Annotated in this window: 14 protein-coding genes; 8 read left to right on the top strand and 6 right to left on the bottom strand. The window is 48.7% G+C overall.

From position 1 onward, the window contains the following. Positions 1–126 precede the first annotated feature (126 nt). Entirely contained in the window at positions 127–1968 is a 1842-nt protein-coding gene (locus ACJJI6_RS19535) for an SLC13 family permease (protein WP_445355580.1), read from the top strand. 11 nt (positions 1969–1979) lie between these two features. On the opposite strand, the gene ACJJI6_RS19540 is transcribed toward ACJJI6_RS19535, so the two are convergent. Continuing rightward, positions 1980–2426, bottom strand: coding sequence for a CBS domain-containing protein (locus ACJJI6_RS19540; protein ID WP_413663453.1), 447 nt, complete (start codon positions 2424–2426; stop codon positions 1980–1982). A gap of 550 nt (positions 2427–2976) precedes the next feature. Between ACJJI6_RS19540 and ACJJI6_RS19545 the strand changes: the two genes are divergently transcribed. Beyond that, on the top strand, positions 2977–3453 hold the full coding sequence (locus ACJJI6_RS19545; RefSeq protein WP_282931121.1) for a DNA binding protein: 477 nt from the start codon (positions 2977–2979) through the stop codon (positions 3451–3453). A 169-nt stretch (positions 3454–3622) separates the two neighbouring features. Further along, on the top strand, positions 3623–4186 hold the full coding sequence (locus tag ACJJI6_RS19550) for a SixA phosphatase family protein (RefSeq protein ID WP_475711805.1): 564 nt from the start codon (positions 3623–3625) through the stop codon (positions 4184–4186). Here the strand turns inward: ACJJI6_RS19550 and cobB are convergent. The 3 genes from cobB to ACJJI6_RS19565 form a co-directional block, all read right to left on the bottom strand. Then, complete coding sequence (cobB, locus tag ACJJI6_RS19555) at positions 4183–4893, bottom strand: Sir2 family NAD+-dependent deacetylase (RefSeq protein WP_413663451.1); 711 nt, start codon at positions 4891–4893, stop codon at positions 4183–4185. The genes ACJJI6_RS19550 and cobB overlap by 4 nt on opposite strands. Positions 4894–5088: 195 nt before the next feature. Next, positions 5089–6396, bottom strand: a complete 1308-nt coding sequence (locus tag ACJJI6_RS19560) for an NAD(P)/FAD-dependent oxidoreductase (protein WP_475711807.1) — start codon at positions 6394–6396, stop codon at positions 5089–5091. 207 nt (positions 6397–6603) lie between these two features. Then, positions 6604–8886: a slr1591 family oxidoreductase gene (locus tag ACJJI6_RS19565; protein WP_475711809.1), complete on the bottom strand. Its 2283-nt coding sequence runs from the start codon at positions 8884–8886 to the stop codon at positions 6604–6606. 258 nt (positions 8887–9144) lie between these two features. Here ACJJI6_RS19565 and ACJJI6_RS19570 point away from each other — a divergent pair, with 258 nt between their 5' ends. The 3 genes from ACJJI6_RS19570 to ACJJI6_RS19580 all read left to right on the top strand — a co-directional run bounded on the left by ACJJI6_RS19570 (position 9145) and on the right by ACJJI6_RS19580 (position 15740). Beyond that, entirely contained in the window at positions 9145–14343 is a 5199-nt protein-coding gene (locus ACJJI6_RS19570) for a DUF748 domain-containing protein (RefSeq protein ID WP_475711811.1), read from the top strand. Between the two features lie 391 nt (positions 14344–14734). Next, positions 14735–15142, top strand: coding sequence for a GFA family protein (locus tag ACJJI6_RS19575; protein WP_413663447.1), 408 nt, complete (start codon positions 14735–14737; stop codon positions 15140–15142). A 292-nt stretch (positions 15143–15434) separates the two neighbouring features. Continuing rightward, complete coding sequence (locus tag ACJJI6_RS19580) at positions 15435–15740, top strand: hypothetical protein (protein ID WP_282931129.1); 306 nt, start codon at positions 15435–15437, stop codon at positions 15738–15740. Between the two features lie 72 nt (positions 15741–15812). Here the strand turns inward: ACJJI6_RS19580 and ACJJI6_RS19585 are convergent, their stop codons facing one another. Together ACJJI6_RS19585 and ACJJI6_RS19590 are read right to left on the bottom strand one after the other, a co-directional pair. Beyond that, the gene (locus ACJJI6_RS19585) at positions 15813–16613 is read right to left on the bottom strand and encodes an ABC transporter permease (protein WP_445361057.1); all 801 of its coding nucleotides are present in this window, start codon (positions 16611–16613) and stop codon (positions 15813–15815) included. Continuing rightward, positions 16610–17215, bottom strand: a complete 606-nt coding sequence (locus ACJJI6_RS19590; protein WP_445361058.1) for an ABC transporter ATP-binding protein — start codon at positions 17213–17215, stop codon at positions 16610–16612. The genes ACJJI6_RS19585 and ACJJI6_RS19590 overlap by 4 nt, the downstream gene beginning before the upstream one ends. Before the next feature lie 632 nt (positions 17216–17847). Here ACJJI6_RS19590 and ACJJI6_RS19595 point away from each other — a divergent pair. After that, positions 17848–20910 carry a hypothetical protein gene (locus tag ACJJI6_RS19595; protein WP_445361059.1) on the top strand — a complete coding sequence of 1021 codons (3063 nt, stop codon included), beginning with the start codon at positions 17848–17850 and terminating at the stop codon, positions 20908–20910. A gap of 304 nt (positions 20911–21214) precedes the next feature. Beyond that, positions 21215–23464, top strand: a complete 2250-nt coding sequence (gene parC, locus ACJJI6_RS19600) for a DNA topoisomerase IV subunit A (RefSeq protein WP_445361060.1) — start codon at positions 21215–21217, stop codon at positions 23462–23464. Positions 23465–23580 lie beyond the last annotated feature (116 nt).

The following is a 23580-nucleotide window of genomic DNA, read 5'->3' on the forward strand; positions in this document are numbered from 1 at the left end:
TTTGTACCCCTAATGTAGCTGGGGTTATGGCGTAGAAGTGCGCTCCATGTAGTTTCCCGGGTATACCCTGAATAGATAGCTGAACAGAAATCTGAGCAGCTTTTATATTCAGGGATATCTTTCTCCATGACTGTTGACCAGTTACTAATCCTGATTATTTTAAGTGTCACTATAACCCTGTTTATATGGGGGCGGTGGCGCCACGATATGGTTGCTATAGCAGCCTTATTGACTTGTGTCTTTACCGGTCTGATTCCCCCGGAAAATGCTTTTATTGGTTTTGGCCATCCAGCGGTCGTGACTGTAGCTTGTGTGTTAATCCTGAGTCGCGGCTTACAAAATACCGGCGCAATGGATGCACTTGCACAACGAGTTGTCCGCAAAAGCGGGAGTATCTCAGTATCCATATTGTTACTCATTGGGCTCGGCGCGTTTTTATCGAGCTTTATGAATAATGTCGGCGCGTTGGCTTTATTAATGCCCGTGGCTGTGGATATGGCCGAGAAACAGAAAGTGGCACTGGGGAGGGTTTTAATGCCCCTGTCTTTTGCAACGATTCTGGGGGGAATGACCACACTGATAGGTACACCGCCAAACTTGGTCGTTTCCGGTTTTCGGGCGGATTCTGGCGCCGGTAGCTACGGTATGTTTGATTTCACCCCGGTGGGTCTGGCAGTTGCGATAGCCGGAGTTTTGTTTATTGCATTTGTTGGGTGGCGCTTGGTGCCTACACGCAACCGAACGGGGGCCTCCTCCTTTGAAACTGGCACATATTTAACAGAAGCACTTGTTGAGGAAAAAAGTGTAGCTGCCGGTAAGAATCTACGTGAAATTTCCAAGATGCTGGGAACAGAAGATGCCCAAGTTGTGGGTGTCGTACACAATGACGCCAGGGTCTCTCCCGCGACTCCCTGGCATAAAGTAAATAGCGGTGACATTTTGGTCATTGAGGCGGAGCCAGAGAGCCTTGCTACCTGCTTGTCCAATCTCAGTTTGAAAACAGTGGGAGCCCTTGGGGCAGATTCATCGGGTAAGGCTCGACAATCGGGTAGCAATAACACCGAGAGTGATTCTCAGAATAAGACCCCAATAAAAGCACTGGCGGATCGTACCGAAATGCAGCTGCGGGAGTTGGTTGTCATGCCTGATTCCCCCTTAGTGGGACGCCCTATGAGGTTTTCACGCCTCGCAGCGAGATACCAGATTCACTTGCTAGCACTCTCGCGCCAGGGGCGCCGCTCGGTGCGCCGGTTGCGTTCAACACCATTACTGGCCGGTGATGCTCTGTTAATGATGGGGGCCGATGAAAACCTAAACAGCTTTGCTAGGGAAAAGGGCTGTGTGCCTTTGGCCTCAAGGGATATTAGCATCCCCAACAAGGAAAAGGCGGCTATTGCCCTATTGGCTATGGTGCTTGGTGTCGCCGGTGCAGCGTTCGGCCTATTGCCGGCAGCAATCTCGTTCGCCACTTGTGTATTGGCTTTTATGGCGTTGAAGATAGTGCCGTTGCGAAATGTTTATGACTCTATCGACGGGTCCGTAGTCGTGCTATTGGGGACTTTGATTGCTGTTGCTGATGTGATGGAGTCAACGGGAGCTGCAGACTTGGTCGCTCAGGTTCTGTTGGATGTCCTGGCTCAGGGCAGCGCTGTTTTGGCCCTGGGGCTGATCCTGGTAGTTACCATGACGCTGTCTGATTTCATGAATAATGTCGCCACTGCGGCTGTGATGTGTTCAATTGCCATGAGCACTGCAGAACAACTGGCGGTGAATCCAGACAGCTTCCTGATGGCTGTCGCAATTGGAGCCTCTTGCGCATTTCTAACACCAGTTGGGCACCAAAATAACACCTTAATTTTGGGGCCGGGAGGGTTTGAATTTGGAGATTACTGGAAAATGGGGCTGCCACTAGAATTGTTGGTACTGGTTGTGAGTATCCCCATGTTGCTTTGGGTTTGGCCCCTGTAATCGCAGTGAGCTCAAGCAATAGAATCGTCTACCGGCTGGGCCAACTCCGCCATAAACCTGCTACAAAAGCGCAAAATATCAGTCACAGTTACAATTCCAACCAGCTCGCCTTCCCGCATAACCAGTACCGAGCCAATGCCTGTATCCGCCATAGCTAAGAGAATTTTATCTAACGGGTCGTGGATATCTGCAATAAAGGGACGTCTGGCACATAGGTCATGTACATAAAGTTGCTGCTCTTCTAAACGGTGTCCCGGTGCATTGGCTCTTTCGATATCCCCTCGGGAAATGACCGTCTCCAAGTCGCCTGCACGAGTTACCGGCAGGTGGCGTACTTTGTGCTCCTCCATCATTGCCAGAGCATCCTCTACCGTGGCATTGATATCGATATGGTAGGGAAATGGCGTCATCAGAGCGGCCAAAGTCGGTATATGGTGGATATTATTGTGAGTGGACATAGTATGATCTGGGTATCCAATTGTATTTGGCAATATGCTCGATTACCGTTACACAGCGACTAATTTGCAATTGACGACTGCAGCTACAATATAGCTAATTGCGCTCCCTAGGGATATCCTTTTAAGATTGCAGATATGGCCGCCTTTGTTACACTTTTTAGCCCTTATTTTGAATTATTCCTATTATATTCAAAGGTAGGGACACAAATGGTTGATATTTGCCGGTGAAAGATTATTATTCGCGACCTCAGTCGAAAAATATAATCAGTGATTCGGAGTGTTTGCCGAACCGAGCTGAAATCGGCTAGTTTTTAATAATGTATTTGCCGAATATACCTAACACCAGAACTACACGATGTGTAGTGGTATCTACTCATGTATATCGGGCAATTCATAATATGCCGGACTAAACATCACTAAATTGCTTGCCATTGGCCAGCCATGATGTTTGTTGATTTTTTACACGGTATATCCGAAATAACAATCTGTGTCGCCCAGCGCCACAGATATATCTCTGTGTTTTTTAATAACCGTCGTTGAGGTTTATTGAATGTTTCAGGAATACGAACAACTTGAACAACAAATCGCCGAACATCAGGCAAGAATCGAAGAGTTACAAGAGCAAATGGCTCAGGCTGAACGCAAGAAAGATGGCGTAATTGCCTATGATAAAGCACTGGTAAACCTTGCTGCTGAATACCACATGGATGAAGAGGAATTCTTCGTTGCCCGTGGCCAGCAAATCGTTGAGTGGTTGGTAGCACAGCTGGGTGATGAAGATCCTGCAGACTATGTACAAACCCTGAAGGCTCGCGTTGCCCGTCACCTCAAGAAGGAAGGTGACAGCCCCCGTCGCGGTCGTCGTGCAGCACCGGCAGCAAAGGCAGCAGAGCCCAAGCTGGAAACTGGTCACTATCGCAACCCGTATACCGGCGCTACTGTTGAAAAGAAAAAGCGTAATCCTAAGGCCCTGAGCCAGTGGATTGATGAGTACGGTCTGGACACCGTAAAAGAGTGGAAAATCTAATTCTGGATGACCACTAATTTGATGCCGGATATCCGGCATCAAATATTTTTTCAAAAATCGTTCGATTTTAATTCATCGCATTGTTTGGCATTTTCGCCGCATCCTCTCTTTACTTACCTTATTATATTCAGCATATGTCTGCCCCGTTATTTACCTGGGAGTTTATACTGTGCTTTCAAGACTTAAGTCGTTTATTTTCTGTACACTTTTTGTTCTGGTTGGGGCTTCAAATTGGGTTTTAGCCGACTCTTCTGAGTCTCAGGTTATTTACTTAATACGCCATGCAGAAAAAGAGAAAGGGCCCGGGGTGGGTCGCGACCCTCATTTGACTGAGGCGGGCCAGCAGCGTGCTCGGCAACTCGCCTATATTCTTGGGGGAGTGGGTATAGATGCTATCTATAGCACTGACTACAACCGCACCCGGGAAACGGTTGAGCCTCTGTCAAAAGAGCTGGGGCTTGAAGTGGAAATTTACAACCCCAGAGATTTAAAAGAATTTGCTAACTCTTTGCAGCAGGCGGGAAATTGGATTTTAGTGGTTGGGCACAGCAATACCACTCCAAAACTGGCGGAATTGCTTGGCGGTGAAAAAGGGCGACCCATTCGAGAGGCCAGTGAGTTTGACCGACTCTATATCCTGGTGCGTGATAATGAGGGGGTAACCACTTTGATACAGCGCTATGGCCCGATGAAATCCTCGCAGACTGAAAATGCAGTTTCAGAGTCATCTTAATTAATAATTTCTTTTATAAAAGTATCGACTACCTGTGACGCCAGTCCGTGGCGGTGTTCCTTGAAGGCATCGCCGACACTACTGCGCTCCAGGTTCAACTCTATGGTGTGAGCTCCAGCCTGATTGGCACATTCGACAAATCCCGCTGCTGGGTAGACGTTTCCAGATGTGCCAATGCTGATAAATAGGTCGCAATCGGACAACGCCTGATAGATAGTCTCCATTTCCAGAGGCATTTCTCCAAACCAGACCACATGGGGGCGAAGGTTTCCCGCCTGCTGACAGCAACTACAGGTATCAGTTATCGAAAGGTCCGAATCGAGGGGATATAGTTTTCCGCTCCTACGGCATCGTGCTTTTAGTAGCTCTCCATGCATATGAATCAACTGCTCACTGCCCGCGCGCTCATGCAGGTTGTCAATATTTTGAGTAACCAGTAAGTAATCCCCTTGGAATTTCTGTTCCAGTTCGGCCAGGGCGAGATGGGCGGGGTTGGGATGGATATCTGCAGATAGCAGCTGCTGGCGGCGTTCATTGTAAAATCTATGTACCAGTGCCGGATTGCGATCAAATGCCTCTGGCGTTGCGACATCTTCCAGGCGATGGTTTTCCCACAGGCCATCGGCACCGCGAAAAGTACCTATGCCAGATTCAGCTGAAATTCCTGCGCCGGTAAGTACAACAATTTTTTGATACTGTTTTTTCATTTTATATTTTCACACAAGGGCTTTGCCTGGATCTACAAAGGAGCTCGCATTCAGCTCAGAGGTCTTAATTGATGGGCTGGTCTGATTCATAATGTTACCGCCCTGGCACTTCCATGTGCAGGGTTTATTGGTAGTGCTATTAGTTAGTTTTGCACTAACTGTCTAATATCCCCTTAGCTCCATGGGATCGATACTTTAGTGCATCTTGAGCTTCGGCTTCACAAACCGGTTCGCCTGCCCGATTAGGTAGAGCAGCATAGCTCTCGGCCAGCCGTGGATTGCCGCCAAGTGCATACGGTAGAGTGAGCGATAGGCAAGGCCAGCAAGGCGTCCTTCTACGGTAAGACTGCCTTTAACCAACGCGCCCATCAGGTTGCCAACGGCAGTGTATTGACTGAGGGATACCAGAGAGCCTCGATCGCGATAATAAAAATGGTGCAAAGGTCTATCTTCAAATAGGGCAATAATATTATCGCCAACCAGGGTAGCCATTTGCTGTGCTGCCTGGGCGCGCGGAGGCACTCGCTGGTGATTGCCGTCAATGCAACTGGCGCAGTCCCCCATGGCAAAAATCTTTGCGTCAGTTTGGGTCTGCAAGGTAGTTTCCACTTCGATTTGATTGAGTCGGTTGGTACTGAGGCCATCCAGTTGAGCGAGAAATTTCGGAGCCTTGACGCCGGCAGCCCACACTCGGATAGCGGCTGGAACTTCCTTGCCACAAGACGTGGTGAGTCCGCTCTCTGTTGCAGCTGAAATATGATGGCCGGTAAGAATATTAACCCCCATCTTGGCCAGCTCGCGTTCAGCATTATTTCCAATTCGTTTTGGTAGTGCGGGGAGTAGGTGCTCACCCCCTTCTATCAGGGTGATTTCCATTGCATTGGGACGAATGCGTCCATAGTTGCCAACCAACTTTACAGCATCCACTAGTTCTGCCGAGAGTTCTACACCCGTTGCCCCGCCACCAACGATCGCCACTTGCAATTTATCGTCAACACGGGTTTCTAAACGCAGGAAACGGTTGAGAAGGTTTTGGTGAAATTTTTGTGCTTCATAACTGCTATCCAGGAAAATACAATTTTCCCTGACGCCGGGAATATGAAAGTCGTTACTATGCCCGCCGATACACAGCACCAAATAATCGTATTCCAATTCCCTCGCGGGTACTAACTCGCTACCGTCTTCATCATTAACGGGTCCGAGCTCAACTACCTGTCGTTCACGATCCAGAGATTGCAGGCTACCCAACTGAAATTCATAGCCGTGAATGCGGGCGTGCACCTGATAATTCAGTGCATCCATATTGGCATCCAATGCGCCGGAGGCAACCTGGTGTAGCAGTGGTTTCCAGAGGTGGGTGCGATTTCGATCGACCAGAGTAACTTGTGCAGCGGGGGACTTGCGGCGGCGCTTAAAGAAAGGGGTAAAAGAAAAATATTGACCGAGCCGCGTAGCCAAATGCAGGCCGCTGGCACCGCCGCCAATAATGACGATCTTTTTCATAGGGGTCTTCCTGTCGATTGCTAAAAGCCGACTCCCCAATCTGTGAAGACCTTTTTTGGTATCGGGAAATATGTCACCGATGTTTTTTCTAACGCCAGTATGTCGCGCTGAAAGACAGATGACAAGTTAATAAAGTCGGTGAAGGCCTCTCTCAATAGAAATCATACAAAGCTCATATCCGGCTGTTGTTCCGGTTTCGCAAAATCCTTAAACCTGGCCTGGTACTGTCTCGTTGTCCTGTGAAATTAGCGCTCGCCAGTCTGCAGACTTGCGCAAGTGTACGCTTACTTCTGGATTCTGTGAGTCTGTTACTACACCGATTATTGACGCCTGGGTGTAACCGCGTTCTAGCAGTGCGCCCACGCAGGCTTCAGCTTGGTCAATAGGAACAGCAGCGAGGAGCCCCCCGCAAGTCTGTGGATCGGTAATCAATGACCACTGTGGCAATGGCTGCCACTCCTGGGGGTTTTCTACAAAGGCGTAGGCATTGGCATTTTGCGGTTGCAGGCTGGATAGCCATCCGCGCTCGATACAAGTGGCGGCGCCGGAGATTAGCGGTAGATTCTCAGCGATCAGTGTCGCGCTTAATCCTTCAGGGCCGAGCATTTCCAATAGGTGGCCCAGCAGCCCAAAGCCCGTGACATCCGTCAGCGCATTGGCGTTATGGCGGGCAAATATCTCTGCGGCGTCGGCATTGCTATGCAACATGGTTTCCAGCGCCTGCTGCAACCATAGGCCTTTAGCCTCTCCCGCGCCCTCTGCTGCCAGGATAGTGCCTACTCCCAATGGCTTGCTCAGGATCAAGCAGTCTCCCCCGCGGGCACCTGTTTTTTCCAGGAGTTGCTCCCGCTCGGAAAATCCATTGACGGTTAAGCCCATTAGCATTTCAGAACCTTCGGCGGTATGCCCGCCAGATAGGACACAGTGGTGTCGGTTCAGCTCGTGGATGGCTCCCGCAAGCAACTGCTGTAGGTCTCGCCGGGTAATTTCCTCTGCAGCCGTAGGCAGGGTTGCAAGGATTTGTGCGGTGGCGGGTCGAGCATTCATAGCAAATAGGTCGGATAGGGCGTGCAGGGCCGCCAGGCGACCAAATATCCAGGGATCATCTACAGGTGCGCGCAATTGGTCGGAGCTCTGCACTAATAAATGATTAGCCGGTAGATCCATAACTGCGGCATCATCACCGACGCCCTTTAACAGGTATTCCGAATGCTGATCCGGAAGGGTCGCCAGCGTGCGGCGCAGGATGTCGGCTCCAACTTTTGCGCCACAGCCATTACAGCGCATAGGAGATAGAGAAGAGCCTGAGCGCTGGTCGACGATGTCTTTGGTTTTGGCAGTGTGATCAGCCATGTCCATTGGCAGCTCACTGAAGCGTCGCATAAATGTGCGGTCGATAGAGTCTTTCCATCGCCACATCAGACCGCTTGCAGCGGCGAAGCCATTTCTTACTGCCACAGCCCGCTTGCCACCACAGGAGAGCAGGCTGAGAAAATCTTTTTGTGGCCGGTATTGTTTTAAGCGGCGTTCGGTCAGGGAGGCGCGCAGATTGTGAAATAGAACTGGCCCCTGGCGAACGGCGTAAACTCCGGCCTTGGGTAGAGGCTCTGGGGCGAAACTGGCCACATCACCAGCTGCAAAAACGTCTTCCCGCCCCTGGGCGCGAAGTGTTTGATCCACCACCACAAAGCCTTTGTCATCGAGGGACAGGCCCGAGTTGGCCAGCCAGGGGGGAGCACAGGCATTGGTGGTGAGTATTAGCTGATCGAGGGGCAGGCAGTCACCGCTCTCATTAACGACACCCTGTTCGGTAATTTCATTAACGGTCCAGTTATGGTGTAACTGAACCCCTAGCTCTTGCATCTCCTTTGAGACTAATTTGCGTGCTCTGACTGGATAGCCCTGGGGAATTGCTGCGGCACCATGAATCAGGTGAACCTCTACCTGCTTTTTCTTAACGGCACCTTGTAAAGCGTGAGCCATTGCCATCGACAGCTCGCAACCTCCGGCACCGCCGCCGACAACTCCTAAGCGGAAAGGTGAGGTGTTTTCACCAACCTGTTTTTGCAGCTTTTGCCAGAAACGGTAGAAATGCCCGATAGGTTTTACCGGGATTGCCAATTCGGAGCCCGGTAACTCGCGGGCGGGAGTCGCGCCGACATCCAAAGAGAGCAGGTCGTACTCTATGGGAGGTCTACCCAATAGGGATACGGTGCGATTATCGATGTCAATTTCGTGTGCACAGGCCTGTATAAAGCGGGCACCAGCGGCCCGGCAGAGCCTGGCAAGATCTATATGAGTGTCTTCCAGGGAGTAATGGCCCGCAACCATTCCGGGCAACATACCGGAGTAGGCGGTTTGCACTTGGGGAGAGACTAGGGTCAGACGCGCGCCTGGCAGAGGGTTCATGGCCCACATTTGCAGCACAATAGCATGGCTATGGCCGCCGCCGACCAAAAGGATGTCCTGGTAGTTTGGATGCTCCTGCATGTCTACTCACTGGCTGGGTAACAGAAAAAATGAGAGGCGGTAAGGATACTGGCTTCCCAAACTTCCGCGCCGCGCAAATACACCCCTGGATAAATAGTAGACAGTTCGCATTTGACTGCGAGCGAATGGACGACGCAGCTGCTTATTATCGCGAATAGCAGCGCCAAGGCAAAAAAATCCCCAGGTGCTGGTCTTTACTGTATGGGCCTAATTGCAGTTGTAATCTGCATAAAATTCATTTTCTGGCGCTTAATTCTAATGCCCCCAGAGCCCGCTTCTCAGAGTGCCTTTTTCCGCCGCTTAATCTGGTGGCTGCTAGCTGGGCTATTGCTGGTGGAAGTTCTTCACTGGTGGGCAGCAAACTGGGTGCGGGTAAAAGCTGGCGACTGGATGGAGGAGCGAGGCCTTGAATTCCATGTGGATCATTTGCGCGTATCGCTGCTGGACCTAAGTGTTATAGCGATTGATGTTAAAGCTGAGAATCGCGAAGGGCGGGGATTCTCTGCTCATGAGGTAATGCTCGATTACAGCTGGTGGCAATTGTTATGGGGGCGAGCTCATTTACCCAAGGCATCGGTGAGCGGTGCCTATATGGACTTGCAATCTTACCCGGGTGAACTGTACCGGGAGTGGGAGGTGGGTGGCTGGAATCTTGGAGGCGGAGCGCGACAGGATCGCGATTTCAGGCTGCTTATCGGTCGCGCCCAGATACGAGACAGCGAACTTTGCTACCTGCACAAGCCTATTTGGAGCCAAGCCACCTGCGCAGCCATCGGCAAACTCCAAACCGATAAATTCACGCTGGCATTATGGCGTAAAGGTGATGTTCCCCTGAACGTAGATATTGCTATTGGGGATTTACAGGTCGGTGATTTATTGGTCTGGGAGAGAGGTAAATCACGATACAACACGGTGATAGGCAGCTTGAAAGGAACTCAGGTCAATTTTTCCTGGCCGAGCCTCAATACAGATCTTAACAAGTTTACTGCGGAATACTTTATAGGATGCCCGCCACAGCGTTGGGCCGATGCAATAACAGGGCTGCAAAGCCTGATTGGACATTGCGCCTCCGCCCGCCGGCTTGCCGCAGAAGGCGATATGAAATTCGGGTTTGGCCGCAAGGCTCGTGCCCAGTGGCGGCAGCTCAATGGTGAGAGTGTTGTACTGAGGCACAGTGATCGCCTTTGGCAGGATTGGCGGGCCGGGGTTATTAGCATCAGTGAGTTTAATTTTGAACGCCCGAAAAAGCGCTTGGGATGGAGGCGAGGCTTTGCCCAGGCATTTGATTGGTGTCCACGACATCTGCGTAACGCCAATTCCCACCTGTGTCTGCGAGCGGCTAATTTAGACCTGCCGGAAAAAACGGTTTTCGACTGGAACGATCGCTTAAAAATAAATACAGGGGCCAGTTCAATTAATCGGGGCTACCTCTTGGATATGGCTCGATCTACCAGCCATCCCATCAGGGCTAATAATGGTGTATTTGGTCCTCTTCAGTTTTATGCCAAAACGCGAATATTATCTTTTGCCCATCTTGCGATAGAAACAGCCAATGGGTGTGTACCGGGCGGTCTGTGGAAGAAGCCCGATCACTGTGTCTCTATGGTTGGTCTCAAAAGTACAGAGGAATTTGCCTTTCAGTTCGGCTCTGCTGAACACAATATTGATTGGGGGCTTTCTAGCGGTCCTCTGCAATTGGCTCAATTTTCAATAGGTGCCAGAGGCCGTCCCAGAGCTAAACTACAGGACCTACGCTGGCGGGCCATTGATACAATAGGTCGTAACGGCCCGCTATCTGCTCAGGACTTTTTTATCCAGTCACTATCAGGGTGTTTGCCGCAGGACTTTCTCCCCTCGGATTGGCAGCCTTTGTGCGCACGTTTGAACAGCTTTTCAGGGCAGGGACATTTTGCCTGGCAGGGAGGTGAAGATGGCTATGCCATTTTGGGAAAACTGCGCCTTCACCGATTACTTCTAAATGATTCCGCTGGTGCAGGAAGTGGCTTACTGATACAGCAGTTTGAAAGTGGCGATAGCTTATTTAAAAGAAAGGTTACAAATAATCCTTGGGTGGCGACCAGTCAGTTACCGGGTATTCCTCAAGGAGTTGGTGATGATAATTACGGCACCGAAAAAGGAAGACTGGATCAACAAAATATTGATGCGGATAAAAATCCTGACGACTTAGGGCTGGCCACCATAGAAAACCCAAACCTGGAAATAAAAAACCTTGTTTTGAAGAAACTGGCTGGCTGTCTCAATGAAGGTTGGAAAAGGTTATTTTATCGCGCCAATAAAAACCACGAAAACCTGCCAGTTTGCTTTGATATCCACTCATTAGAGCAAAGGGAGCCGCTCTTTATATCTTGGCAGCAGGGGATAGATCTCTCTGTAAAAAAAATTTCCGTGGTTAGTGCTGAAGCGAAGACAAAAGGAGGCAGGAAATTATTTGACTTAAAAAAGATAGAGCTACCCCTTGTCAGGCTAAGGCATAGACGTACACCAGACTCTGAATCTTATATCGCTTTGCCCGGTGCAAATGCTGAGCAGTTGAGTGGCTGCTTTCCCGGCGGTAGGCAAGTGAGTTCACTAAATATTCACTGTGTAGATGTTGAGCGCCTTTTACTGGGAGATTACTCCTTCGTTTATTTCAGCCAACGCAATCTAATTGCCAATATGGATGACTCAGCAATTCAATCCGTGCAGTTGAAAAACCTGTCTGGCGAGAATGTTTTTGACCTTGGGGGTGTACTTATACCAAAGCTAGAGTTGCTATGGTCCCGGGAAAAGCCTACCCAGTCAAAAATTGCATTGCAGGATGTTGCTGCTGACAGAGTAACCTTGTGTCTTCCCTGGCTAGCAGAGGCGTATAAATCGATACCGACCTGTGTATTTGGGCAAGATATCCATTCGGTAGGGAAAAGCGGTTGGTCGATCGAAGAAGTGGAATTAAAGGAGGACTTTGAAACTGTACCCATGTTGCAACTGGGGCGAGTATTCACGAAGAGAACGTCTTTTTCCTCCAATACTCTCGATTTTTATGGGCTCAATATCGATGATGTTCTGCTTTGTGGGTTGAGATCTTATTCTTCTGAAAATAATGAAGATATGGGTCTTGCTGATTGCATTGAGACCCCACAAATAAGCTTTAGTGATTCCTGGGCAAAATTGGGTATAGATTCCGACGCCCCCCGCTTGGATTTAGGACCGTTAAAGAGTAAGCCTATCGCGTTTTGGCAAAAGGGTAGCGGCTATTTAGAAGCCGGTGTCCAGAGCTTGAGTTGGAGTCGATTTATCTGGGATAGCGGTGCAGAGTTCTCAGTGTCGAATCTAAGCTTGCAGAATATCCGGGTGTGTACGCGGGATACGGGGCTTGCAGTAACTGTGGATAAGCTGAGTCGGGCCAGGGCAGGTGACTCCCACCATTGTTTTGGGGTTGATAAATTATCCATGCCGGGATTACAGAAAATCAAATTGTCACACCCCTGGTCACTTCAAGGTTCTGTAGAATTGGTTGGGTTATCAATACCCAGGAAAAATTTGGGCCCGCTGAAAATACCAAAATTTGAAATTGATAATATCTCCTTGCAAGGGGAATCTTTGGCGAAAGCCTCTGGTGCGAGGGGATGTATGCCAGGGGGACTATTAAAAGACGAAAAGATTGCGCCCTGTTATGAATTTGGGGCCTTTAGTATTGGCAAGGCAGAAGGTATTAATGGCTCTAGCGGTAGGCAGCTTATCCTTTCTGGGATAAAAATAAGTAATGTACAGTTGCATGAGCAAAATTTTCCACAGGAATTGCCACTTAAACTTTTATCCGTATCCGGTATGGGGGCCGGGCACTTAAATATCAGTCGGCAGGGAGTTGACTTCAAGGATTTACAGTTTAAGGAAATTGCAGGATGTTTTCCCAGTGGTTATCTGGATCAGGGAGATCATTGCTTCAGCTTCTCGAGTTTAATGCTGGAGGGAAACTACCGCCGTGGTCAGGGGGCAGAACTTGCTGTTGTGAGGGTCAATGGCATCACTTTACTTTCACCCTCTGGGGAAGAGTTAGTGCACGGTGAGAGCATAACCTTGTCGCATTTGCTCTTTACCGATACCGAGTGGCGCTTTGCCAGTGGTGAGGCAATTCACTTTCATTTTTTTGAGAGAAACCCGGATAGTTTGGATTTTGATCGCCATAGATGGATGGCTGATTTTAAGTCCCTGTGGGTTGAAGGTTTGAGCTACTACCGCCCTAAGAAAACACTCACTGTTGGTTTTATCGACTTTCTGCGCCCTCGATTTATTCTCTTAAGGGATTTATCGGGGAAGTTTCCGGTAGCCCGAAAAATTAATGAACTGCGAGGATTTGGTGGTATTGACACATTTGCTTTCAGGGAGAATGGCAGCCCACCGCTACTATATCATCTCGGTGACCTATATCTAAAACACGGCACTTTTAGTTGGGTAGACTATCAAGATGAATTCAGGGCCCGCTTACCGGTCCGGGATATCAACTTTAATCTCAGTGATTTAAGTAACTTAGCCGAACACCCCCCTGCGGTGATTGTTGTTAATGGAAGGCCTGGCGGATTTGGTGAGGTTCAGATAGGGGGAACTGTAGATTACTTGGGAGATAAAAAGTGGAATGCTGATCTTACCGGATATCTCACCAGCGTAAATTTGATACCTGCTACGCCTTATATGGCCAAGTTGTTAGGTTACAAAATCCTTCAGGGGCAGGGAGATGCGGTAGTTAATATTCGGGTATTTGAAAATGAACTCGATGGCTTTGCCGATATACGACTGGAAAAACTAAAAGTTCGCCGGGTGCGGAAAGATGATCAGCTACCGGTGAAGTCCACTCTGATTCCCTTGAATATTGCTCTATGGTTGCTAAAAGACGGGCGGGGGGATATCAAGTTTGGCATGCCTGTTAGCGGCAATATTCGCGATCCCAAGTTCTCCTTTAGTTTTGTATTTAGTGAGTTGCTACAAAAGGCAATTATAGATGCCTTGATAAGCTATTTGACTCCCTATGGCGTATATTTGTTGGCACGTTATGCCTGGGGGCGTTTCAGGGCGAAATCATTTGCGTCTATTGACTTTGAGCCTGGAAGTGCAAAATTAACTAATTTAGCACTGACACAACTACAGCGTATGGTCTTTGTTTTACTTAAGAACCCTGACGCACGGCCAGGAGTATGCGGCATCTCTAATGCCCGGGACTGGCAAGCCTTGTACCCCTATTCCATGGCAGGTATGAGCAGAAGCGGAAGAGCTCAAGTTGCTTTTTACCAAAACCCATCTCTGGAACTTCGTGAGGAACTTGAAAATTTGGCAATGGAGCGAAGCCGAAATGTCGAAAAGTATTTGATTGATGCGGGAATAGAGGCTTCAGAATTAATCCCTTGCGCACCTGACTATATTGGTAAGGATTTTGGTGATCCAAGGGTGGAATTTTCGAATTAGAGTTTATTTAAAATAATTCAAATAATGTCTGATTGCTGAGTGGGTTCTCTCGGGGAATATATAAGTTGGCCTGAATCCCCGTAAATAAGCGTTAATGTTGCTTGATAAGGTGCACATGTTTGGCTGGCTTGAAAAAATCTTAGGACTTTCATTAACTTTTTAGATGTTAGGATGAGTTTAGTGTGGTGAGCTGAATGAGCAGTGATTTATTGTTTATTGGCTGTTTATTGCGGAGTGATTATTTCTTGGGAGGTTTGTGCACTATTTCACATTGCGATGTGAAGCTTACGATATTGCTGATTTTGATCAATGGCTGATTAGTTTTCTATGGTAGATTCCACTCCCGATTTTGATATTGATTTTCTGAAGTAAGAAATACTTAGGTAAAAAAATGACTCAAGTACACGGAAGTTGCCTCTGTGGTTCAGTGACAATTAGCGCATCTTTACCCTCTTCAAATTTGGGGGTTTGTCACTGTGGTATGTGCAAAAAATGGGGCGGTGGTCCTCTGTTGGCGGTGGATTGTCAAACCAGTGTTGAGATTACCGGTGAGGAACATGTCAGTGTATTTGATTCATCAATTTGGGCTGAACGGGGTTTTTGTTCAAAGTGCGGTTCGCACCTCTTTTATCGCTTAAAGGAAACTTCCCAATACTCAGTGCCAGCGGGGATCTTTGATCTTCCGGCCGAGACAACAATGACCCATCAAATCTTTATCGATGAAAAGCCGGATTACTACGAATTTGCCAACGACACCCAGAAGATCACGGGGCTGGAGATAGTTACTGAGTACTCATGATAGTGAGTGCTCGCTATCTCTATGGGTATCTTTTAGTCAAGACGGAATATACGCCCGGGATTCACTTTAGGGTTACTATAGCGTCCTAGGGCTGTATCGCCGCTCCCATCACTGGTGATTTCAGCTTAGAAGGGTACCAAAAGGGTCATCTGCATGGGGTTCGCTCACTGCGGCGGCTCTTTTAGCATCTTTGCGTTGGTATCCGGATGTCTCGTTCTGGAAGCACCTAATCTTTTAAGGTGCCGAGAGCATTAAGATGTAATCGGAAGGTAATACGGACTGGCTAAATTCCATGACTGAAACCCAAATTGTAGAAATTTTCCTGGCCAATCAATGGTGGTCCATCCTGGCGTTGGTGGTAATTGTAATTGGCGTAACTTTATGCTGGTTTGGTGGCCTGATGGCTGCGTTGACGGCCTTGGGTAACAAGCGCTGGGTTTGGGGGATTGTAACGATCGTCCTCGGGCCGATTACCGGCATTCCCTATGCATTGCGTTACAAAGAGGCGGAATATGCCCGATCGCTGATGCTGCGGGGAGTATGGGCCTTGCTGGTAGGTCTGATTATCGCCGGGGCTATCTTATTCTTTGGCCGTTAAAGGTTAATAGAGCGCTGGTTCTCAGGTGTCCAGTGCTCTCCTTCCTTCGATCGAATCATCTCTCCACAGACTTTAGACATTTTTAATCAGGCGATCAGTGCGCAGGCGCTCCCGCTTATCAAAGAGCTGCCTTGAGGCCAGGGCAACGGCGAGAGAAGTGCCGAAACCGGTGCCTGATGCAATCGCAAAAAGAATCAGGATTTGATATTTGACGGCAATTGTAGGGGAGGTGCCTGAGAGAATCTGCCCTGTCATCATTCCCGGCAAAAATACTATCCCAGCGGCAGCCATGGAATTAATTGTCGGCATCAATCCTGCACGCATCGCATCCCGCCGAAACTCCAGGCTGGCTTGTTGCCAGGTATGCCCCAGCATCAAGCGATTCTCAATAATATCCCTGGAGCGGTGCATACTTTCTGTTAGACGGTCCAGGCTTAGGGCAACACCAGTCATTGTATTCCCCAGCAACATACCTAAAAGTGGAATGGAATACTGGGGTTGGTACCAGGGAGTAGGGCCAATCAGTACGGCCAAACTCAATATGGTGATACTGAAAGCGGACACCAGCATTGATAAAGTGCCTACGGCAAAACTCCAGCCACCGAGCAGGCGATACTTTTGTCGGGCTGCCACTTGCTGCCCAGCAAATAGCAGCATTGCCAAAGCCAGAAGTCCCACCCAAAGTAGGGTGCCAACTGCAAAAAGGGTTTCCAGTACCAATCCTACCAGAGTGAGCTGAATAGCCGTGCGTAGAGCGGCAACAATTAACGATCTACTTAGTTTTAGTCGCGCTACATGAGTGCATACGGCTAGAGCCAATACCAACCCTGCTGCCAAAGACAACTGCCACCAGGATAGGTCGATTACATTCATCGACGGATCTCCTGTTCTTTCAGTTGATTATCAACAATGGCCAAGTGGCGGTGAGCTACCCTTCGAATCTGCTCCTGGCTATGAGCTACCCAAATCGTAGGCAGCTTGTGCTCCTCAATAAGCCCTGTCAGCCATTGCTCTACCTCCTGGGCAGATCTGGCGTCTAGATTGGCCGTAGGCTCATCTAGAAGAAGCGCTTGGGGTTTGTAGGATATTGCGCGAATAAGAGCCAAGCGCTGCTTTTCTCCCGAAGACAGTCGATTTATTTGCCACTTTACTGCATCTTCAGGAAAGCCGAGAAGTTTAAGTGCATCATTCATGGGGGTTGCGAAGTGATCGCCGACAGTTTCTTCCCACCAGGCAGTCTGCGCGGGAACCAACATCACTTGGCTTCTCCATTTGTGTGCCGGGTAAGAATTTTGAGATTTACCACCCAGGAATATATCACCTTTGTGAGATTCCAGATCTGCTATGGCTCTAAGCAATCGGCTTTTGCCTGAACCAGATGATCCAGATATGCAGGTAATTAGGCCGGGTTCCAGGGTAAAACTTGCGCCCTGTAAGGTGCCGATAGAAAGATCTTTGATTTTAAGGTCCGGCATGGATAGCCCTATAGATATTGGATACCAATAATTATCTCCGCATTGGTGCTCTGAGTGAAGTATTTATAGCTTTATTGAACATTTATAATTTCCGCGTGGATAAGAACTCCTCATTTGGTTCTATCGTTTAAAAATATCAATATAAGAAATTGTGTTTCCTGCTTAATAAGAAGCCATGTTGAGAAAATTAATTATTTTTCTGATGTTTGCCTATAGGGTTGTGACCAAAATATGATTATTTCTTATAGGCATTACTTTGAGTTGTTTAATATTGCTGAGTCGATAATTTTATGTTCTACGACTATCCATTATGGACCCTGTGAGAATCATGTTTATAGTCAAGATAATGTAGATTTTTAATTTTTCTTAATGATGTTTTTCGGGGTATACGAGAGCCCTTCTGTAAATATATTTAACATGAATATTTGCCCCTGCTATATGCGAATTTATTTAATTAATTAAATTTGGTGGTAATGCGGGTTGGTGGAAAATTTTTGTTGTTGAATTAAATTAATTGCCATGTTAGAAAGCGTGCGAATTTTATCCTGTTGTATTGTTTTATTGCGGTGAACGTATGTGGATGGATGTAGCAGGCTAAAGGGATAAATTATAAGAATATAGGAAGGGAATAAATGAAATACTCGTCGAAATCGACAGCTGTTATGGGACTGGCACTAGTTGCTGGGCTGTCGTTGCACTCCCCTGCTAGAGGCGAATCTGGAGTCACAGATAAGTTGTCTGGCAATGAATTGATAGTTGCATCAAAACTAGATGGAGCTAGTGCACTGGATTTTTCTACTGGAATTGGTACTCAAGTAGAAGGTCAGCTGCTAGTAGATGCTATTCGTAAGCAGCTTTATTATAACGAAGCTGATTCAGTAAGTGCTGAGGCAGAGGATCCGCAAGGTGGGGTTTATTCTCGCGATAATGCAGCATTCCGTTATTTAGATTTAATGTATAGCTTGGATGGTACATCTGAAGAAGTCATCAATAGCTATCTTAGCAGTGTCTCTCCCAAAGAGTTTTCTGATTTATATGGCGATCCGGAGCGTGCACGTACTTCTGTTGCTGAAATTCTGATTTATGAACAATTAGAGTTATACCCCACGAATTTAGACCTGCAACAGTCGTTGCTGGATCTCTATTACGATCGAGCGGTCGCAGAAATTGTTCACGCCAATATTGCTCTAGATAAGGCGCTGTCCAGTCGTTTGAATGGAGAGCTGGCTGCTATTGAAATTGAGCATGTCGGGAATGCCTTTACCCTGCTCAATAGTGCTTTCGTTGAGTATGTGGCTCTTGTAGAGAATACGCCCACTTATCTGCAGCAATTGACCAGTTCTCGGGGGCAAGTTAGCCCTCGATATTATGATTCCGTAACAAATACCCAAAACGATGTCGCCCCAGCCGGTGTTTTGCCTGGCGAGTACAAAGATATCACCTTGCTGTACCAGTTAATGGGTAATCTCGCTGCTGTAAAAGTACAGCAGGCAGGTTTATTGATAGAGTCAGACCAGCTTAACTCTTCCTTGTCTACTCAAATGATCGATGAGATTTTATCTTTGCGGAATACTCTGGTAGCCAAGGAAGCTGAGTTACGCACTCTATTCTCCGGTACTGATTTTACTGAAGTATCTTCGCATTCCGGTTTACCTCAGGCGGTAGAGCAGTGGCATTTTCAACTTGATCAGCTGGAAAATGCTATGTCCTGGCTTACCGGTGATACCAATTTCCTCGGTATGTCGAAGTTAGCTGTGCCACATGGTTTTAGCAGCGATACACATTTTGATGCTTTCAATATATTGAGTGAGTTCCTCGATGGGGAAGACACAGGTTTTATTGTGCAGGCGGACAGTAGTCTTGCTACTGCCAAGTTGGATTATGATAACTACCTCCATAATGCCCAGGCATTAACGGACGCCTATATTGGGCGCCATGAACTGTCGTCTAATAAATTATACAGTTTGTTAGGTGCCAGATTCCCAAGTAGTTGCTATGAAAAAAGCTGTGTAGATATCACCAGTGAGGCTCGAGACAATAGTGAAGTAGCTGCTTGGTCGCGGAATGTAGAAAGTGTTCAAAATTCTATCACCCTAAGTCTTCAGCGGCTTGATAATCGCCTGGCAAAAATCGAGTTGGAAGTGGAGCGCTTAGCGCAAGATGCTGGTGTTGCAGATGGTTTTGAGAAGATTGTTGTGGATTATCATTCGCAGCAGAGCTCACTTGGCCAACAGATTAATCGCATTCGCCAGAAGCAAGAAGTGTTCAACTCCCACTCGGTATTATTCGAATCTCTATCTATAGCAGCTCAAACTTACATGAGTAGTAGCTGGGATGCCGTTGGTGAACTTTCAGATCGTTTGGTTGCAGTTAACAACTCTATTGACACCCTTGATGATTTTACTTTGCCCGAAGCTGCGAACGTGACTCTTGCAGCTGAGCACCGTGCGTCTCTGTATGATAGCAGCGGTAAAATTCTGCAAGCTGGTAGTCAGTACCGCCTGGAAAGCTTATGGCTCGAAGTGAATGCCATTGTTTTGGAACTCGCCCAGAGTGAAGCGACACTGGTGCAGGAAGCAAAACGTCTCTCTGTTATTTTGAATCAGGCCAAAAGCTTGGTCGCGGTTGCAACCAGTGACGCCCCAATGGCCGCTCAGCGCTATTTTGCAGACTTGATTTATTCTCGTCGAATTACAGAGACGGCCTTAAAAGCGACCAGTGATTTTGATCGGGCACAACAGTGGCTTTTCTATACTGCCGAGGCCCTGGAGTACAAATGGCAAAAACCTTTCGCTATTCGTGATGTAGATATCAGCAAAGGCTCTGTATTCCATCTGCGCAGTGCTGGGGATATGTGGGATTTTTACGGCAAAATGATGGATTTTGACTCGCCGGGTATAGCTACTTCTCATCAGGAGAGAGATGTCTTTTCCATCAAAGAGGATGTATTCGGATACAGGGATAGTATTAACGGTAGAGAGCAAACCTATTTACACCCAGATCCGAATCAGCAAAACGGGCCCCGCTTAAGCGCCCGAGAGGCCTTCCAAGAACAGCTGAAATTACTGGCGCGCACTTTCGGGTCAGACACCTGGGTTACAATCGAGTTTAGTACGGTTAAAGAACCTGTTAGGAGTGACCTTTTCACTGGACCGATTATCAGTGAAGTGGATGGGGAGAGCTGTATCGCGGTTGCTGGTGCCTATGGGGATAAGATTGAAACAGTAGAGCTTAATATCCCCATTCTCTATAGCACTAGTGGTGAAGTTCAAACCCCGGCTTACCTTACCTATGGTGGTGCCAGTGTTGTGCGGGATTCTCTCCCTGGAAATGAAGTTATCACTGATGAAGGTGCTGCTGGGGTTGAGGGAGAGTTCAACACTTACAGTGCGCTGTTCTGGGATGCCGCAGGACTTTCTCAGCTGGCTGCTGTTCGCAATAGTTATCGTGTACCTATGAGTGCGGCTCTGGATGTATTTGGATCTGGAGCGGGTTCTATCAATACGGTTACGAATAAATTTAAAGAACGCAGTGTGGCAGCGACAGGTTGGCGTTTATCCTTCTTATTGGAGGATATCTACGGTTCAGTGGTGGATGTTGAAGCAATTAGGGATGTAGAGCTGATTTTTGAGCATCGCTTTAAGGCCAGTAACTACTCCTCATGTGCTGGTGGCGACCCCTCTGGCCCTCTGTAATAAGTAACAATGCTTTTGGTGATACATAACTTCAAAAAGGGATTGCGCAATTGCCGCAATCCCTTTTTTGCTTTAGTCACTGCGTTCCCGGCAGGAAAGGGGAGCCGGCACAAGGCCTTTTATTTACCTATTCCTTCCTAATGCAATAACTGTGTAGTACCATTTTGCATAGAACTAAAGCAGTTCGAGATTGAGGACTATGCCAATCCCCTTTGTCAGATAGTGCTTCATTACCAGCTCCCTTTGAACCTCCCGCCTCAGTCCGCCATAATCCGCCCCTTCCGAACAAAATAACGAGTGCTGTATGACCGACACCTCTGTTTATGAGGCCACAGAGCGCCTGCCGTTAAAGGAGTACACCGAAAAGGCGTACCTGGATTACTCCATGTATGTGATCCTGGACCGCGCCCTGCCGAATATCGGTGACGGCCTTAAGCCTGTACAGCGGCGTATCGTGTACGCCATGAGTGAGCTGGGCCTGAAGAATACTGCCAAGTATAAGAAGTCCGCGCGCACCGTTGGTGATGTGATCGGTAAGTACCACCCCCACGGCGATAGTGCCGTGTACGAGGCGATGGTACTGATGGCACAGCCGTTTAGTTATCGCTACCCCCTGATTGATGGCCAGGGCAACTGGGGCTCGCCGGATGATCCCAAGTCCTTTGCCGCAATGCGTTACACCGAGTCGCGCATGGGTAAATATTCGGAAGTGCTGCTGTCGGAGCTGGGTCAGGGCACTGTGGACTGGCAGCCCAACTTTGACGGCACCATGGATGAGCCCTGCGTACTGCCTGCGCGGGTGCCCAATATTCTATTGAACGGTACCACCGGTATTGCCGTGGGTATGGCTACGGATATTCCCCCGCATAACTTGCGCGAAGTGGTCAACGCGACTGTAGAGCTGCTGGAAAATCCCAAGGCCACAGTAGAAGAGTTGTGTGAGCATATTCTCGGCCCGGATATGCCCACTGAGGCAGAGATTATTACGCCGCGGGATGATATCCGTAAGATTTACACCTCCGGTCGCGGTTCTATCAAGATGCGCGCCCTGTGGAGCAAGGAAGACGGCGATATTGTCATTACCGCGTTGCCCCATCAGGTGAGCGGTGCCAAGATACTGGAGCAGATCGCCCAGCAGATGCAGGCGAAGAAGCTGCCCATGGTGAGCGACCTGCGCGATGAGTCGGATCACGAAAACCCGACGCGCCTGGTAATTGTGCCGAAATCCAATCGGGTGGATATGGAATCGGTGATGAATCACCTGTTTGCTACTACCGATCTTGAGCGCAACTACCGCGTCAATATGAATATGATCGGTATCGACGGGCGCCCGCAGGTGAAGTCCCTCGATAAAATCCTGCGGGAGTGGCTGACTTTCCGCGCCACTACCACCCGCCGTCGTCTGCAGTTCCGTTTGGATAAAGTTGAGAAGCGCCTGCACCTGTTGGCAGGTTTGCTGGTTGCCTTCCTCAATATTGATGAAGTGATCGAAATTATCCGTACCTGTGACGAGCCCAAGCAGGAGCTGATGGATCGCTTTGAGCTCACGGATATCCAAGCGGACTACATTCTCGATACCAAGCTGCGCCAGTTGGCACGCCTGGAAGAAATGAAGATTCGCGGCGAGCAGGCGGAGCTGGAAAAAGAGCGAGATACCCTCACCAAGACCCTGAATAGCGAGCGTCGCCTTAAGACCCTGATCAAGAAAGAGCTTCTGGCCGCAGCCAAAGAGTTTGGCGACGATCGCCGTTCCCCGATTGTGGCTCGTGAAGAGGCCAAGGCGTTTAGTGAATCCGAGCTGCTGTCTTCAGATCCCATCACCGTTATCGTTTCTGAAAAAGGTTGGATTCGCGCGGCCAAGGGCCATGAAATTGATGCGGCAGCACTCAGTTATAAGGCGGGGGACAGTCTCGGTTTTGCCGCGCGGGGCAAGAGTAACCAGCCCGCGTTATTACTCGATAGCACCGGTCGCAGTTACTCCATTGCCTCCCATACTTTGCCTTCAGCACGGGGGCAGGGCGAACCCCTCAGCGGGCGTATCAATCCCCCTTCCGGTGCTACCTTTGAGGGCTTGTTGATGGGCCCTGATGAGCAGCGAGTATTACTGGCTTCCGATGCGGGCTATGGCTTTATCGCCAAGCTCTCGGATTTGCAGTCGCGCAACAAGGCGGGTAAAGCCATGCTGACCCTGCCCAAGGGGGCCCAGGTACTCCCACCTCAATTGCTGGAGAGTCTCGATGACGTCTTGCTGGCAGCGGTGACCACTGAAGGGCGCATGTTGGTATTCCCTGTGACTGAGTTGCCGGAATTGTCCAAAGGCAAGGGCAATAAGATTATCAATATCACTTCGGCCCGAGCTGCGGCCCGCGAAGAGGTGGTCATTGGTGTTGCTGTATTGAAGGGCAGGGACCAGCTGGTCGTTCACGCCGGTAAGCGCCATACCAAGATCAAGATCTCGGAGATGGATCACTATCGCGGCGAGCGTGGCCGGCGTGGCAACAAGCTGCCCCGGGGCTTCCAGAAGGTTGATAAGATCGAGGTTCTGGAGAAATAGACCCATCCCGGATGCAGGTCGAAAGGGCGGTCCTAGTGACCGCCTTTTTTAATGGGGTTTTGGGATATTGATAACTCACACATTGATGAAATAATAAGCAGGCTTATAATGAGCGG

This window comes from Microbulbifer maximicatervae (SeqCode) (genome assembly GCF_056232625.1).

Bases quoted from the DNA above. Each gene is read 5' to 3' on its own strand.
- ACJJI6_RS19580 (WP_282931129.1), top strand. From the start codon at position 15,435: ATGACTGAAACCCAAATTGTAGAAATTTTCCTGGCCAATCAATGGTGG.
- ACJJI6_RS19585 (WP_445361057.1), bottom strand. From the start codon at position 16,613: ATGAATGTAATCGACCTATCCTGGTGGCAGTTGTCTTTGGCAGCAGGG.
- ACJJI6_RS19570 (WP_475711811.1), top strand. From the start codon at position 9,145: ATGCCCCCAGAGCCCGCTTCTCAGAGTGCCTTTTTCCGCCGCTTAATC.
- ACJJI6_RS19560 (WP_475711807.1), bottom strand. From the start codon at position 6,396: ATGAAAAAGATCGTCATTATTGGCGGCGGTGCCAGCGGCCTGCATTTG.
- cobB (WP_413663451.1), bottom strand. From the start codon at position 4,893: ATGAAAAAACAGTATCAAAAAATTGTTGTACTTACCGGCGCAGGAATT.
- ACJJI6_RS19575 (WP_413663447.1), top strand. From the start codon at position 14,735: ATGACTCAAGTACACGGAAGTTGCCTCTGTGGTTCAGTGACAATTAGC.
- ACJJI6_RS19590 (WP_445361058.1), bottom strand. From the start codon at position 17,215: ATGCCGGACCTTAAAATCAAAGATCTTTCTATCGGCACCTTACAGGGC.
- ACJJI6_RS19595 (WP_445361059.1), top strand. From the start codon at position 17,848: ATGAAATACTCGTCGAAATCGACAGCTGTTATGGGACTGGCACTAGTT.
- ACJJI6_RS19535 (WP_445355580.1), top strand. From the start codon at position 127: ATGACTGTTGACCAGTTACTAATCCTGATTATTTTAAGTGTCACTATA.
- ACJJI6_RS19540 (WP_413663453.1), bottom strand. From the start codon at position 2,426: ATGTCCACTCACAATAATATCCACCATATACCGACTTTGGCCGCTCTG.
- ACJJI6_RS19565 (WP_475711809.1), bottom strand. From the start codon at position 8,886: ATGCAGGAGCATCCAAACTACCAGGACATCCTTTTGGTCGGCGGCGGC.
- parC (WP_445361060.1), top strand. From the start codon at position 21,215: ATGACCGACACCTCTGTTTATGAGGCCACAGAGCGCCTGCCGTTAAAG.
- ACJJI6_RS19545 (WP_282931121.1), top strand. From the start codon at position 2,977: ATGTTTCAGGAATACGAACAACTTGAACAACAAATCGCCGAACATCAG.